Annotated in this window: 13 protein-coding genes; 1 reads left to right on the top strand and 12 read right to left on the bottom strand. The window is 70.4% G+C overall.

The annotated features are described in order from the left end of the window. Positions 1-34: 34 nt before the first annotated feature. Entirely contained in the window at positions 35-883 is an 849-nt protein-coding gene (locus AC3ANN_RS18750) for an alpha/beta fold hydrolase (RefSeq protein ID WP_488338882.1), read from the top strand. A gap of 68 nt (positions 884-951) precedes the next feature. Here the strand turns inward: AC3ANN_RS18750 and AC3ANN_RS18745 are convergent, their stop codons facing one another. The 12 genes from AC3ANN_RS18745 to AC3ANN_RS18690 all read right to left on the bottom strand — a co-directional run bounded on the left by AC3ANN_RS18745 (position 952) and on the right by AC3ANN_RS18690 (position 13,294). Next, on the bottom strand, positions 952-1,821 hold the full coding sequence (locus AC3ANN_RS18745; protein WP_488338881.1) for a carbohydrate kinase family protein: 870 nt from the start codon (positions 1,819-1,821) through the stop codon (positions 952-954). Positions 1,822-1,845: 24 nt separating this feature from the next. Further along, a complete protein-coding gene (locus AC3ANN_RS18740) occupies positions 1,846-2,469 on the bottom strand; it encodes a bifunctional 4-hydroxy-2-oxoglutarate aldolase/2-dehydro-3-deoxy-phosphogluconate aldolase (protein ID WP_488338880.1) in 624 nt (207 codons plus the stop codon). Positions 2,470-2,542: 73 nt separating this feature from the next. Then, on the bottom strand, positions 2,543-3,433 hold the full coding sequence (locus tag AC3ANN_RS18735) for a sugar kinase (RefSeq protein WP_488338879.1): 891 nt from the start codon (positions 3,431-3,433) through the stop codon (positions 2,543-2,545). A 14-nt stretch (positions 3,434-3,447) separates the two neighbouring features. Further along, complete coding sequence (kduI, locus tag AC3ANN_RS18730; protein WP_488338878.1) at positions 3,448-4,293, bottom strand: 5-dehydro-4-deoxy-D-glucuronate isomerase; 846 nt, start codon at positions 4,291-4,293, stop codon at positions 3,448-3,450. 30 nt (positions 4,294-4,323) lie between these two features. Further along, entirely contained in the window at positions 4,324-5,088 is a 765-nt protein-coding gene (kduD, locus tag AC3ANN_RS18725) for a 2-dehydro-3-deoxy-D-gluconate 5-dehydrogenase KduD (protein WP_488338877.1), read from the bottom strand. Next, positions 5,085-5,954 carry a fumarylacetoacetate hydrolase family protein gene (locus AC3ANN_RS18720; protein WP_488338876.1) on the bottom strand — a complete coding sequence of 290 codons (870 nt, stop codon included), beginning with the start codon at positions 5,952-5,954 and terminating at the stop codon, positions 5,085-5,087. Before AC3ANN_RS18720 ends, kduD begins: the two co-directional genes overlap by 4 nt. Continuing rightward, a complete protein-coding gene (locus AC3ANN_RS18715) occupies positions 5,951-7,150 on the bottom strand; it encodes a glycoside hydrolase family 88 protein (protein WP_488338875.1) in 1,200 nt (399 codons plus the stop codon). Before AC3ANN_RS18715 ends, AC3ANN_RS18720 begins: the two co-directional genes overlap by 4 nt. A gap of 40 nt (positions 7,151-7,190) precedes the next feature. Further along, the gene (locus AC3ANN_RS18710) at positions 7,191-7,865 is read right to left on the bottom strand and encodes a ferredoxin-NADPH reductase (RefSeq protein WP_488338874.1); all 675 of its coding nucleotides are present in this window, start codon (positions 7,863-7,865) and stop codon (positions 7,191-7,193) included. A gap of 4 nt (positions 7,866-7,869) precedes the next feature. Then, complete coding sequence (locus tag AC3ANN_RS18705) at positions 7,870-8,826, bottom strand: carbohydrate ABC transporter permease (protein WP_488338873.1); 957 nt, start codon at positions 8,824-8,826, stop codon at positions 7,870-7,872. Next, positions 8,826-9,764 (bottom strand): carbohydrate ABC transporter permease, encoded by a 939-nt coding sequence (locus tag AC3ANN_RS18700; protein WP_488338872.1) that lies wholly within the window; start codon positions 9,762-9,764, stop codon positions 8,826-8,828. Before AC3ANN_RS18700 ends, AC3ANN_RS18705 begins: the two co-directional genes overlap by 1 nt. A gap of 103 nt (positions 9,765-9,867) precedes the next feature. Further along, the gene (locus AC3ANN_RS18695) at positions 9,868-11,169 is read right to left on the bottom strand and encodes an ABC transporter substrate-binding protein (RefSeq protein ID WP_488338871.1); all 1,302 of its coding nucleotides are present in this window, start codon (positions 11,167-11,169) and stop codon (positions 9,868-9,870) included. Positions 11,170-11,218: 49 nt separating this feature from the next. Beyond that, positions 11,219-13,294, bottom strand: coding sequence for a DUF2264 domain-containing protein (locus AC3ANN_RS18690; protein ID WP_488338870.1), 2,076 nt, complete (start codon positions 13,292-13,294; stop codon positions 11,219-11,221). Positions 13,295-13,304: the final 10 nt, after the last annotated feature.

Raw genomic sequence — 13,304 nt, 5'->3', positions numbered from 1 at the left:
CGCCGCAGCGGCGCCATCGACAGAAAGGTTCCGGATGCCTCACACCGACAGTCCTGCGATCTACTACGAAGTATCCGGCGGCTCTGACGGCCCGCCGGTCGTACTGCTCTCCGGCGGCGGTGCGCAGCTGATCAGCTGGCACGACGACCTCGTCGCCATGCTCGTCGCGGCAGGACTCCGCGTCCTGCGCATGGACAATCGCGACGTGGGCCTGTCCGCTCGATTCGGGGGGCCGGACGATATCGACGGGGGCTACGATCTCGCCGATATGGCGGACGATGTCATTCGCGTGCTGGATCATCTCGAGGTACCGGCAGCGCACCTCGTCGGACATTCGATGGGCGGCATGATGGCGCAGATGGCGGCCATCGGGCATCCCGACCGGGTGCGCAGCCTGGGTCTGATCTCGACCATTCCCGGTCGTGACCGTCGCTACATCCTCCACGGCGAGCGCGCCGAACTCCTCCAGCCGCCGGTGCGGTATACGAGGGAACAGCTCGTCGCCGGCGCGATCGCTTACTCCGCCGCGGAGAGCGTCGGAGACCGATACTCTGTCGATCAGGAGTGGATGGCGTGGGCAGCCGGCACCGCATTCGACCGAGGCTACGCGCCGGAGGGATTCGCGAGGCAGTGGTCCGCCCTCTTGCGCGCGCCCGAGCGGCTCGAGGCGCTGCGACGGGTCGGCGTTCCCGCGCTGGTCTTTCACGGGCGCGACGACGACGTGCTGCACTGGGTCTCGGCCGTCGACATGGCCGAGGCGCTGCCACGGGCCGAGTTGCAGATCCACCCCGGAATGGGCCACCTCATCGCTCACCAGCTGTGGCCCGAGCTCGCGGGAGGCATCGTCCGGACCGTCCGCCGCGGAGAGACGACGGGAGTCTGACGGCGAGTCCAGCCGACTGCCTGCACGCCACTCGAGGGTGCTCGTCGGCTGTTCGCGTCTGGGGCCAGTCAGCCCGCGACGACCGCGGGATGCAGGTGCTCGGAAGACAGGGCCACGACCGCCTGGCGAGAGCCGGCGTCGAGGCATCCGTTCAATTCCGCTCCCGCGAGTCGCGCGGCGAGGAAACCGGCGAAGAACGCGTCGCCGGCACCGTTCGCGTCGATCACATCGACCGGCAGGGCCGCCACGGATGCGCGCTCACCCTCAGCCGTCAGGGCGATCGCGCCGCGGCTGCCGAGCGTGCATACGGCGAGCCGAGGGCCGCGATCGAGGCACGTCTGCATGAGCACCCACGGATCCTCGGTCGCGTCGTCGTTCATGAACACGACGTCGGCGGCGCGGAGGAACGGCTCGTGGAAGGCTGACGACCCGTCGTAATCGTGCAGGTCCGTCCAGATCGACGCGCCCGCCGCCCCGGCGAGGCGGCGCTCGACGAGGGCGGCTCCGACCTCGCTCAGGTCGACGACGGCGATGCCGGCAGCGGCGACCGCGCTCTCGATGCGCGCGAGTGCGGCATCGGACGGCGCGGACGGCGTCGCGAGATAGAGGCTCACGCGCTCCCCCGCCGGGGTCATCAGGTTCACGTGGCGCTCGGTGCGCTCCGAGGCGTGCGCCTCGAGCCGCACGCCCGCTTCTGCGAGTGCCGCCGACGCCAGCGTTCCCTCGTCGTCATCGCCGAGGAGCGCGTGGAGCGTCACGCCCACGCCGAGGTCCGCTAGATGCAGCGCCTTGCCCGCGGACGTGCCGCCCAGTGTGCGCACGTCGCCGAGCGCGAACTGCATGTGCGGCACCGGATCGGGCAGCCGATCGAGAAGGAGCAGATGGTTCCACGAGACCGGGCCGCAGACGACCACCGTCGCGTCAGAGACGTCATGCACCCCGACAGTCAACCAGTACCGTCGTCACCGCGCGGACCGCGCCTGCAGCACGGCCGCCAGACGCTCGAGCTGCGACGCGTCCTCGAGGGCGGACCCGACCGCCGCGACGCGCACGCCCGCGTCGAGGAACTCCTCGACGTTCGAGGCGTAGAGACCCCCGGTCGCCACGAACCGCACCTCGGGGAACGGCCCGCGGATGTGCCGGAACCACCCGCTGCCGAGCCACGTCGCCGGGAACGCCTTGAGCCAGGTGAGCCCGAGCGAGACCGCGAGCTGCACCTCGCTCGGCGTCGCCACGCCGGGAAGGACCGGGATGCCGGCATCCTGCGCCACCCTCACCACTTCGGGGTCGAGTCCGGGCGAGACGAGGTAGGCGGCACCGGCGTCTGCGGCGAGCGCCGCCTGGGCGGGCGTGATGATCGTGCCGGCGCCGACGCTCTTGCCGCGCGCGGCGGCCCGCTCGACGACCGCGCGCAGGGCCCGCTCGTCCTCGTCGGTCTGCAGCGGCACCTCGACCGAGTCGATGCCGAGATCCCACGCCGTCTCGGACAGTCGCACGGAGCGCTCGACACCCATGCCCCGCAGGATCGCCATGAGAGGCGCCCCGGCGAACGCCGTCTCGAACCAGTCCGTCTGCTCCTCGGTCATGCGGGAGTCCTTTCGTCGATCCTGATGCTCGCTCGCCTCGAGCCGTCGCAAACTGCTCGGCGCGGCCGCTGGGTCATCGGGCCGCGCCGTCGATCGAGTCCGTCGTGGTCTGCAGGGTGCGGGCGGCGCGGTCGTGCCCGGCGCACAGCCGGTCGGCGATCGCGTCGCCCGAGAGCAGACCGGCGAGGTACCCGCCGGCGAACGCGTCGCCGGCGCCGACCGCCTCGACCACATCGACGACCAGCGCCGGCTCGAACACCGCGTTCGCGCCGACGAAGGCGGTCGCCCCGACGTCGCCGTCCTTCACCACGAGCTCCGCCACGTCGGGCAGCAGCGCCCGCACGTCCGCGGCAGCCGCCGTGCGCCACAGGGTCTCGGCCTCATCCCGGCCGACGAACACGACATCGGCCGACCGCGCAAGCCCGAGCAGCACGGGCGCGGCGGTTGCGGCATCCCACAGCGGAGCCCGATGGTTGACGTCGAACGACACGGGCACGCCGTGTTCGCGAGCACGGTCGATCACCCGTCTGAGGAACGACGACGCGGATGCCGAGATCGCGGCGGTGATGCCCGACACATGCAGCAGATCCACGCCCTCGAACGACACGGCGGCGGCATCCGCGTCTGCCAGGTGCGACGCCGCCGAACCGCGGCGGTAGTACAGGACGCCGTTGCCGGGGTCCTTCACGTACAGCCCGGTCGGATGCTCCTCGTCGAAGACCACGCGCGACACGTCGACTCCGCGCTCGGCGAGCTGGCGCGCGACCCGGCGCCCGAGGGCGTCGGCGCCGAGCCTGCTGAGCCACACGGCGCGATGGCCGAGAGCGGCGACGTGTGCGGCGACGTTCGACTCGGCGCCGCCGGCATCCAGCAGGAACGCGTCGGCCTCGACGACGGGTGCGGCCACGACCGGGGTCACCATCGCCATGGTCTCGCCGATCGCGAGCAGCGTCTTCGGAGGCATCGCGGGGTCCCGGGTCAGCGCATGTCGGTCACGGGCGCCGCGTCCATGTCGTCGAACGCCTGGTTCTCGCCCGCCATCGCCCACACGAACGAGTATGCCGCGGTGCCGACCCCGGAGTGCAACGACCACGACGGTGAGATGACGGCCTCGCGGTCCGCGACGACCAGGTGCCTGGTCTCTTCGCGCTCTCCCATGAGGTGGATGACGCGCGCGTCCTCCGGCACATCGAAGTAGAGGTAGCACTCGGTGCGGCGGTCGTGCGTGTGAGCCGGCATCGTGTTCCACATCGAGCCCGGGTGCAGCTCCGTGACGCCCATCACGATCTGGCAGCTCTTGATGCCGTTCTCGTGGATGTACTGGTTGAGCGTGCGGCGGTTCGACGTGAGCTGGTCACCGAGCTCGCGCACCGTGCCCTCGCCCGGAGACACGAGCGCGGCCGGGTAGGCGGTGTGCGCGGGCGCCGAGAAGAGGTAGAACTGCGCGCCCGCATCGTCACCGGCATCGGCGAACGAGACCGAGCGGATGCCGCGGCCGAGGTACAGGCAGGCGCCCTTGACGAGCCTGTAGACCTCGCCGTCGGCGGTGACCGTCCCGGTGCCGCCGACGTTGACGATGCCGACCTCGCGGTGGTCTAGGAAGTAGTCGCTGCGGATCTCGGGGTAGCCGCCCAGCTCGAGCACGCCACCGGCGGGCACCGCACCGCCCAGCACCACCCGATCGTGGTGCGTGTAGGTCAGGCGGATCTCGCCCGGCACGAACACCTCGGGAACGAGGTACGTCTCACGCAGCTGCTGCGTGGTCATGCCCGGGATCTGGGCGGGGCTGGTCGCGTAGCGCTGCGGGATGTGCGTCTGGGTCACGGTCTTCTCCTGTCGTGCGGGGTTCGGATTTCAGCGGACGAGCCAGCCGCCGTCGACGGGGATCACGGCTCCGGTGACGTAGGCGGCGGCATCCGAGGCGAGGAAGACGAACGCGCCCTGCAGATCGGATGCCTCGCCCCAGCGTCCTGCCGGGATCCTCGAGAGGATCGATGCCGCGCGGTCCTCGTCGGCCCGCAGCGGCGCGGTGTTGTCGGTCGCCATGTACCCGGGTGCGATCGCGTTGACGGTGACGCCTCGCGCGGCCCACTCGTTCGCGAGCGCCTTGGTGAGGCCCGCGACCGCGTGCTTGGAGGCGGTGTACGCCGGAACGAGAATGCCGCCCTGGAACGACAGCATCGACGCGACGTTGATGATGCGGCCGCTCCCCTGCGCGAGCATGTGCCGCCCCGCCGCCTGCGAGAGGTGGAACACCGCGTCGAGGTTCACCGCGAGCACGTCGTCCCAGTCGCCCGCCGGGTATTCGGCTGCCGGCGCCCGGCGGATCGTCCCGGCGTTGTTGACCAGGACGTCGAGCCCGCCCAGCTCGGAGACGACCTCATCCACCGCCGATGACAGCTCGTCCGGCGTCGCCGACACCAGGTCGCGCTGCACGCGGTGCACGCGCCGCCCGGTCGCTGCGATCAGCTCGGCGGTGGCCGATGCGTCGCCGCGGTCGACGAGCGCCACATCGGCGCCCGCCTCGGCGAGCGCGACGGCGGCGGCCCGGCCGAGCCCACGACTCGACCCTGTCACTAGGGCGACCTTTCCATCGAGGCGGAACGAGTCGAGGATCATGCGAGGACCTCCGGATCAGCGGCGGTGAAGCGGGTCGTGAGCTCGCCGATGCCGGAGATGCGCACCGTGACGGCGTCGCCGCCGCGGAGTGGGCGGTGCGCGCCTTGCGCGGCGGGGAGCTTCTGCGGCGTGCCGGTGGAGACGATATCGCCTGGCTCGAGCGTCAGCACCTGACTCAGATGATGGATGACGAACGCGACGCTGAAGATCGTGGTAGAGGTGGACTGCGACACCGTCACGGCGCCGTCGCGCACCACCTCGACGAGCAGGTCCTGAGGATCGACGATCTCGTCCGCGGTCACGACCCAGGGCCCGAGGGGAGCGAACCCGTCGGAGCACTTGCCGAGGGCCCACTGGCTCTGCCTCCGCTGCCAGGCCCGGTCCGACACATCATTGAGGATCGTGTACCCGCCGACGTGGTCGAGCGCATCCTCGAGGGCGACACGCTGCGCGCGGCGGCCGATGACGACCGCGACCTCTCCCTCGTAGTCGACGTCCACGGCGCCCGGCGGAATGACCACCGCGTCGTTCGGCCCGGCGACCGTGTTCGGCGTCTTCACGAAGACGTCGGGGTACTCCGGCTCGGCCTCGGGCTCGGCGCCGTCCGGCACGTGGCCGCGGTAGTTGTAGCCCAGGCACAGGATCTTGCCCGGCCGCACCGGCGCGACGAGCGATGTCGGATCGAGGAGCGGCAGCGCCGCGACCGCGGCCGCGGCGACCGAGGCGCGAGCGGCGGCAAGCAGCGCATCGTCCCCGAGGATCGAGCCGATGTCGCCGCCCACGTGACCCAGATCGAGCAGCCGCTCGTCCGCGACGATCGCGCCGGGCCGCACACCGTCGGCGCCGCGGTACGAGAGGAGCCTCACCAGTACTTCCTCCACTCGGGCCGCGTGACCCGCATAAGCGCCTCGAGGTAGAAGTAGTCGCCCCACAACGTGCCCTCGTCCACGCCGTTGTCCTTCGGCAGGTCGTACACCGAGTGCAGGAGGAGGGCGTCCGAGTCCTCGGGGGCAGCCGGCGCGTAGTGGGCGATGAGCGACGTCAGGATCGCGTGCGCCTGGGTCGTCCATTCCGCGGCGCGCTCGGCATCCGTCTCGACGGTCGCCAGCTCCAGCAGTCCGCACACCGCGATCGCGGCGGCCGAACTGTCGCGCGGGGCGTCGCTGCCGTCGGTGTACACGAGGTCCCAGAACGGCACGTCGTCTGCGGGCAGGTGGCGGAGGAAGTACTCCGCGCAGCGGCGGGATGCCTCGAGCAGGCGCTCATCGCCGGTGACGGCGAAGTTCATCGCGAAGCCGTAGACGCCCCAGGCCTGGCCACGGGCCCAGCAGGACTCGTCGAATGCGCCCTGCTCGGTGGCACCGCGCAGGGGCTCGCCGGTCTCGGCGTCCCAGTAGAAGGTGTGGAAGGTCGAGTCGTCCTCGCGCAGGATGTGGCGGCGCAGCTGCTCGGTGTGGCGGCGCACGGCGTCGGCGAACCGCTCCTCGCCGGTCTGCTCGGCGGCCCATGTCAGCAGGGGCATATTCATGAGGCTGTCGATGATCGTGCGGCCGCGCTGGGCCGGGTCGGACAGATCGCCCCACGCCTGGATGATGCCGGCGGGCTCGAGGAAGCGCCGCATCAGGTGGTCGGCCGCGAGCAGCGACGCCTCCCGCGCCGCCTCGTCGCCGACGAGGCGCCACGCCGCGACGGTCGACAGCGTGTACAGGAATCCGAGGTCGTGCGTGTCGAGGTCGTCCTCCTCGCGCACGCGCCGGTCGAAGTCGGCGACGTCGACGAGGGCGGCGTCCTTGAACGCGCGGTCGCCGGTCAGTTCCCATGCCAGCCACAGCATGCCGGTGCGGAAGCTCGTCGTCCACCCCCGGTTGCCTCCGAGCGGGATGCCGCCCTCAGCCGGCCGGAGCGGATACCGGTCGTCCACCGTGGTGTTGTCGGGATACGCGCCGCCGAAGGTGGCGATGTTGCGGCGAACGGTCGACAGGGCGGCGGCGATCGCGGTCTCGGACCCGGCGATCGGGCTGGCGGCCGCGCGGGTGCCCGGAGCGGGCGAGGTGGACGTCATGAGTGAGGGATCCTTCGTTGGGAGTCGAGGTGCCGCGCCGTCAGGCGGCGACGGCCTCGTCGAGGTCGAGCACGGGACGCAGCGTGAAGCGCGAGTTCGTCCATGCGAGGTAGAGGGCGGCGGATGCCGTGAGCCCGAGTCCGATCGCGGGTGCGGTCGCGAACACCGCGGCCTGCGCCGCGAGCGCGGCGAGCGAGACGGCGGTCAGATACCAGCGCCGCAGGCCCAGATACACGCTCGCGCGCAGCACGTCGCGCAGCCGCGCGGTGGGAACCTCGGCGATCGCGACGAGGGAGAGCAGGCCGATCGCAGCGGCCAGCACGACCAGCACGCCGAGAAGCGGCACCGTGAACACCGACGCGGGCGTGGCCGACAGCATCCGCACGTCCACGAGGAGCACGACGACGACCGCCGTGACCGCCGCGCCGACGACGATCGCGCGCCACCACGTATCGCGCAGACCCGTGACGAACGCACGGATCGGGCCCAGCCCGCGGGCGTCGTGCTCGCGGAACGCCCGGAACGCGGCGGCCAGGCCCGGGGCGGCCAGCGGAGCGGCGACCGCCAGCAGCGGCCACGACTTCGCCGGGTCTGTCGTCATGAGGAGCGCCACCAGCGGCAGGCAGGCGACGACGAGCAGCAGGTTCACGATGAGGCCGAGGTACAGCATCCCGATGATGGATGCCCACGTGTCGTGCGAGATGAGCTTCTTCACGGCGCTAGCCCTTCAGCCCGCTCGTCGCGATGCCCTCGACGAAGTACTTCTGCCCGAGCAGGAAGATGATCGCGATCGGGATCACCGAGATCGTCAGACCCGCGAACAGCAGCGCGTAGTTCGTGTCGAAGAGGTTGGAGACGAAGCCCTTGAGGCCGAGCTGGATCGTCCACAGGTCGGGGTTGCGCAGGTAGATGAGCGGCCCGAGGTAGTCGTTCCATGTGTTCACGAACGTCAGCAGGGTGAGCGACGCCAGCGCCGGGATCGACAGCGGCAGCATGATCCTGCGCCAGATCGCGTACTCGCTGAGGCCGTCCAGGCGCGCCGCCTCGGAGAGCTCCTCCGGGATCGTCTCGTAGAACTGCTTCATCAGGAACACGCCGAACGCGCCGAACGCCTGCAGCAGGATGATCGACCACAGCGTGTTCGAGACCTTGAGGTTCGATAGCAGGATGAACTGCGGGATCATGTACGACTGCCACGGCACGGCGATCGTGCCGACGTACAGCAGGAACAGGACGTCGCGACCCCGGAAGCGCATGCGGGCGAAGCCGTACGCGGCGAACGAGCCGGTCAGCACCTGCAGGAACGTCACGACCACTGCGAGGAACAGCGTGTTGCGGATCCAGGTGAGCATGTTCGACTCGGACCAGATGTCGACGTAGTTCTCCCACACGAAGGTCTCCGGGAACCATGACACCGGCACGGAGAAGACCTCGTTCGGAGTCTTCAGCGAGCTCATCACCATCCAGAAGAACGGCGTCAGCAGGCCGATCGCGAACACGATCAGCGCGGCGTACATCGCGATGCGCGCGATGCGGCGGCCCGGGGTCATCTTCTCCGTCTCGACGCGGCGCGGCCCGCCGCCCGCGAGCTTGCGCAGGCTCCGTACGGCGGCTGTCGGGGGCGTGAACTCCGAGACCAGCTGCTCTGCGGGGACCTTCTCGATCTGGCCGGCCATCAGATGCTCCGCTTCTTGTTCCAGAGGAACTGCAGGATCGTCACGATGATGCACATGAAGAACAGCGCCACCGCCGCCGCCGACGCGTAGCCGAACTGGCTCTCCTCGAAGCCCTTGCGGTAGATGAACTGCGAGAGCACGAGCGTGGACTGGCCCGGACCGCCGTCGGTCATGACGAGGATCAGGTCGAAGATCTTGAACGAGTTGATGGTCAGCATCACGGTGACGAAGAACATGGTCGGACGCAGGCACGGCAGCGTGACGTTGACGAACCGCTGCCAGACGCTCGCGCCGTCGACGCGCGCCGCTTCGTGCAGCTCGCGCGGCACCGTCTGCAGGCCCGCGAGGAACAGGATCATGTAGTAGCCCATGTCGCGCCACGTGCCGACGATGACCACCGCGGGCATCGCCCACTCGGGCGAGGTCAGCCAGCCGGGCGGGTTCTGGATGCCGATGAACCGGAGGAACTCGTTGATCGGGCCGTACTCGGGGCTGAAGAGGAGGTTCCACACCACGGCGATCGCGACGATCGAGGTGATGTAGGGGAAGAAGGCGGCGGTGCGGAAGAACGCGACGCCGCGGAGCTTGTTGTTCAGCAGCAGTGCGAGCCCCAGCGACACGACGATCGTCAGCGGGATGTGCAGCACCGAGTAGTACAGGGTGTTCACGACCGAGACGCGGAAGCTGCCGTCACCGATCAGCCGCTCGAAGTTGGCCAGGCCGATCCAGTCCGCCTTGCCGAACACGTTCCAGTTCGTGAACGACATGTAGAACAGCACGACGATCGGGATGAGCGTCAGCAGCCCGAAGCCGATGAAGTTCGGCAGAATGAAGCTCCACCCGATCAGGGTGTTGCGCAGCCGCAGCTTCGAGCGCCGGCGGCGCACGGGCACAGGCGGCGGCGCGGCACCGGTCTCGGTGGCGGTGATGGTCGCCATGGCGGACCTCCGGGTGGATGAGAGACGTGGGGGATCCTCCGGCAGGCCCGGTTCGGGTCCGAGCCTGCCGGAGAGGTGAGCGGTGGCGCTCAGTGGAGCCGGCTCAGTCGAGGCCGACCTCGTTGGCGACGCGCTCCTGCGCCTCGGCGATCGCGTCGGCGACGGGCATCGAGCCCGACATGATCGCGGTGTGCATGTCGTTCAGGATTCCCTGGATCGCCGCGGTCTTGTTCGACGTCGGGTTCTCGGCGAACACCTCGTGCGTCGAGTACGCGAACTTCGAGAGGTCGTCGGTCGGAGCGCCGTCGACGGCGAAGTACGTCTCGACGACGCTGTCGGACAGCAGGGCCGGCGTGATGCCGATGCCCGCGAGGATCTGCGCGCCCTCTTCACCCGCAGCGAAGGCGAGGAAGTCCTTCGCCGCCTGCACCTTGGACTCGTCGATCGCCGCGTTGATTCCGAAGCCGGTCGGGTCGCCGAAGGTCACCGGGGTGTTATCGAGGCCTGCGGTCGAGTCATCCGCCTGCGGAATCGGCGCGATGCCCCACTCGAAGTCGTCGGCGTCGCCCGACGCCTGCTGCGCGATGAGCGTCGCGACGAACCACGTGCCCATCGGGAGCATCGCCGCGTTCTGCTTGCCGAACTCGCCCTGGTAGGTGAGCTGGTTCGCCTTGGCGGTGTTGAAGTCCACCTGGTAGCCGTCGCCCTGGAGCGCGAGCACGTTCTCGTAGAACGGCTCCATGTAGTCGTACTCGCCCTCGAGGATGTCCGACTCGGTCTGCGCGTTGGCGAAGCCCTGCACGGTCGACTGCCAGTTGTGGAGGTAGGCGCCCTTGGCCGTGCCGCCGGCCGCGGCGATGCCCTCGGTCAGCGCGGCCGCGGCCTCGCTGTAGTCGTCCCAGGTCCACGAGCCGTCGGGGTACTCGACGCCGGCCTGGTCGAAGAGGGCCTTGTTGTAGAACAGCACCCACGAGTCGTTGCGATAGGGCACCGCGTACGCCGTGCCGTCGACCTCGTAGGACGAGGCGCCGCTGATGCCGTCGGGCAGCTCGACGTCCGACACGTCGAGGAGCTGGCCGCCCTCGACGAACGTCGGGACGAACTTGACCTCCTTCTGCGTGATGATGTCGGGGCCGGAGCCGGCGGCGAGGTCGGCGGTGAGGAGGGTGTTGTACTCGGCGGGGTCGTAGCCCTTGAGCTCGACGGTGACGTCCGGGTTCTCCTCGTGGAACGCGTCGGCGAGCGCCTGGAACTCGGGCGTCGTGTCGAGACTCCAGCCCGAGAGCGTGAGCGTCACAGGACCCGACGACTCTTCCGGCGCTGCTTCGGAGCCGCCGCTGCAGGCGGCGAGCGAGAGCGTCGCCACAACGGCGATGCCCGCCGCGGCTGCGTACTTGCGCTTCATTCTGGGGGTACTCCTTTGTGATTGCGGACCCGCCATCGGGCCCATCGGGTTACCGGTTCGCGCCGAACGCGTCTCCGGGGTTCGCCAGGCGACTCGTGGTCGCCGTCCCGTCCGGCCATGTGACCGTGACGGTGGTCTGTTCTCCGTCGGCGCCGAAGGCGACGGCGGCCTCCGTGGTCGACTCGACGTCGTCCGCGGTGAGCTCGAGGATGGCCGCAGTCCATCCGCCCACCACGACCGGGTACGTCACGACGGGCACGGCCGCCTCGGGCCCGAGCGGGCTGGCGTCGCGCCGCGTCTCGACGCTCGCGACGCCGTCGTGGACGAGGGGACGGATGCCGCTGCGCAGGCCGTTCGCGAACGTCGCGGCCGCGGCATCCCCCGACGCCGCACGCTGAGGCGAGGACGCGTGCGGGGATGAGGATCGCGAATCGGCGTGTCGCCCCTCGTCTAGGCCCGGCCCCTCGACCGAGGAGCGCGGAGTCTCGCGGGCGGCCAGCGCCCAGCCGCCGACTCGAAGTCGGAGCGTCCCGGGCTCGACACCGGCTTCGACGGACTCGATGCGGGTCAGGCGCACCTCCCACGGGCCGCGCAGCAGCGAGTGGACGGTGATGACGCCGGCGGGCTCGACCTCGCCCTCGAGTCCCGACCCGTGGCGATGGACCGCGGGGCGTGGGGTGAGCCAGTGCGCGCGAGAGACCGACGCCGCAATCGCCACGCGGCCGCCTTCGTCGTCCTGCACGCGGGTGTCGAGGAGCTGCATCGCGGCGCGGTGCGTCGCGCGGCCGTCCGAGTCCACAAGGGCGACGGACTGTTCGAGCGGCTCCTCCCACGCCTGTGCGTTCGCAAGCGGGCTGGTGGCGGTCGAGTAGCCGATGCGGGCGTAGAGCGGCGAGTCGCCCGCGAGCGTTCCCGCCGCGGCGTGGTCGGTGCCGTGGTTGGCGATGCGCACGATGCCGTCGGCGCGGGTGCCCGAGACGGCCCAGCCTGCTGCGCGGACGACGCGCAGGTCGTCGCCGGTCTCGACCGGGAGCGGTTCGGCGGGGGCGCTCCACACCGGGTGGTCGGCGGGCAGCGCGATGCCGAGCAGTCCCTTGACCGCCCAGTACGGCGATCCCGGGCCGGAGTAGGACTGCGCGAGCTCCCGCCACTCGTGGTGCCACCCCATGGTGAGGACGTCGTCGGTGCCCGGCACGTCGTGGCCGTCGAAGTGCGCGACGATCGCGTTCGCGGCGCGGCGGAGCTGTCCGAGCGGCACGGAAGGCGCCTCGGCCATGGCGCCGACCCAGAACGGCGCCGCGGCGGCGAAGCGGTAGATGAGACTTCGGCCCTGAACGAGCGGCGACCCGTCCGCGCCGACGAGGGCGACGGCATCCTGCAGGTAACGGTCGAGGCGCACGATGTCGGCGGTCGTCCGTCCATCGGCGAGCTCGTCGGCGCCCTGCATGCGCGACCACAGCACGGGGTACGTGTGCAGCGCCCAGCCGACGTAGTGGTCGTACGAGCGCTCGAAGCCGTCCGAGATCCAGCCGTCCACCCGCACGAGCCCGTCGTGCAGCGCGAGGTCGTCGGCGATGTCCTGCGCCGACCAGGGCCCGCCGACCGAGCGCAGGAAGGTCTGCACGACGACGCGGAACCACAGCCAGTTCGTCTTCGGGTAGGTGGCGTCGCCGACGACGGGTGCCAGGTAGTCGATGACGCGCTGCTGCGTGAGCGCGTCGAGGCGGTCCCAGATCCAGGGTCGCGTCATGTCGAGCACGAGGGCGAGCGATGCGGCCTCCACCTTCGCCTGCGCGTGCTCGTCGAGACGGACCCATCGGTCGTCGGCCTCAGGGTCGACCCCGGTCACGATGCCCTGACGGTAGAAGTCGGCGAGCTCTTCGGTGCCCTCTCCGCGCGCTCCCGCGATGCGGAAGCCGGCGAGCAGGAACGTGCGGGCGAATCCCTCGAGGCCGTCGACGGCGCGGCCATAGCCGCCTTCGTCACCTGGGAACGTGATGCGCGCGTGGCCGGGTGAAGCGAACCCGCGTGCGGCGGTGAGAAGCCGGTCGGCATAGGCGAGCCAGTGGTCCCGCGTCCAGTCGTCGCGCGTCGCGGCGGGCGACGGATGCTGCGAGACGGTCACGGGATCTCCT

The organism is Microbacterium sp. STRO-2N (assembly GCF_057747775.1).
Note: the sequence above shows the minus strand (reverse complement) of the source record. Positions and strands in the feature narration are given on the sequence as shown.

Excerpts from the sequence above, each read along its gene's own strand:
- AC3ANN_RS18735 (WP_488338879.1), bottom strand. The coding sequence starts at position 3,433 with ATGCCTCCGAAGACGCTGCTCGCGATCGGCGAGACCATGGCGATGGTG.
- kduD (WP_488338877.1), bottom strand. The coding sequence starts at position 5,088 with ATGATCCTCGACTCGTTCCGCCTCGATGGAAAGGTCGCCCTAGTGACA.
- AC3ANN_RS18705 (WP_488338873.1), bottom strand. The coding sequence starts at position 8,826 with ATGGCCGGCCAGATCGAGAAGGTCCCCGCAGAGCAGCTGGTCTCGGAG.
- AC3ANN_RS18750 (WP_488338882.1), top strand. The coding sequence starts at position 35 with ATGCCTCACACCGACAGTCCTGCGATCTACTACGAAGTATCCGGCGGC.
- AC3ANN_RS18715 (WP_488338875.1), bottom strand. The coding sequence starts at position 7,150 with ATGACGTCCACCTCGCCCGCTCCGGGCACCCGCGCGGCCGCCAGCCCG.
- AC3ANN_RS18695 (WP_488338871.1), bottom strand. The coding sequence starts at position 11,169 with ATGAAGCGCAAGTACGCAGCCGCGGCGGGCATCGCCGTTGTGGCGACG.
- AC3ANN_RS18700 (WP_488338872.1), bottom strand. The coding sequence starts at position 9,764 with ATGGCGACCATCACCGCCACCGAGACCGGTGCCGCGCCGCCGCCTGTG.
- AC3ANN_RS18740 (WP_488338880.1), bottom strand. The coding sequence starts at position 2,469 with ATGACCGAGGAGCAGACGGACTGGTTCGAGACGGCGTTCGCCGGGGCG.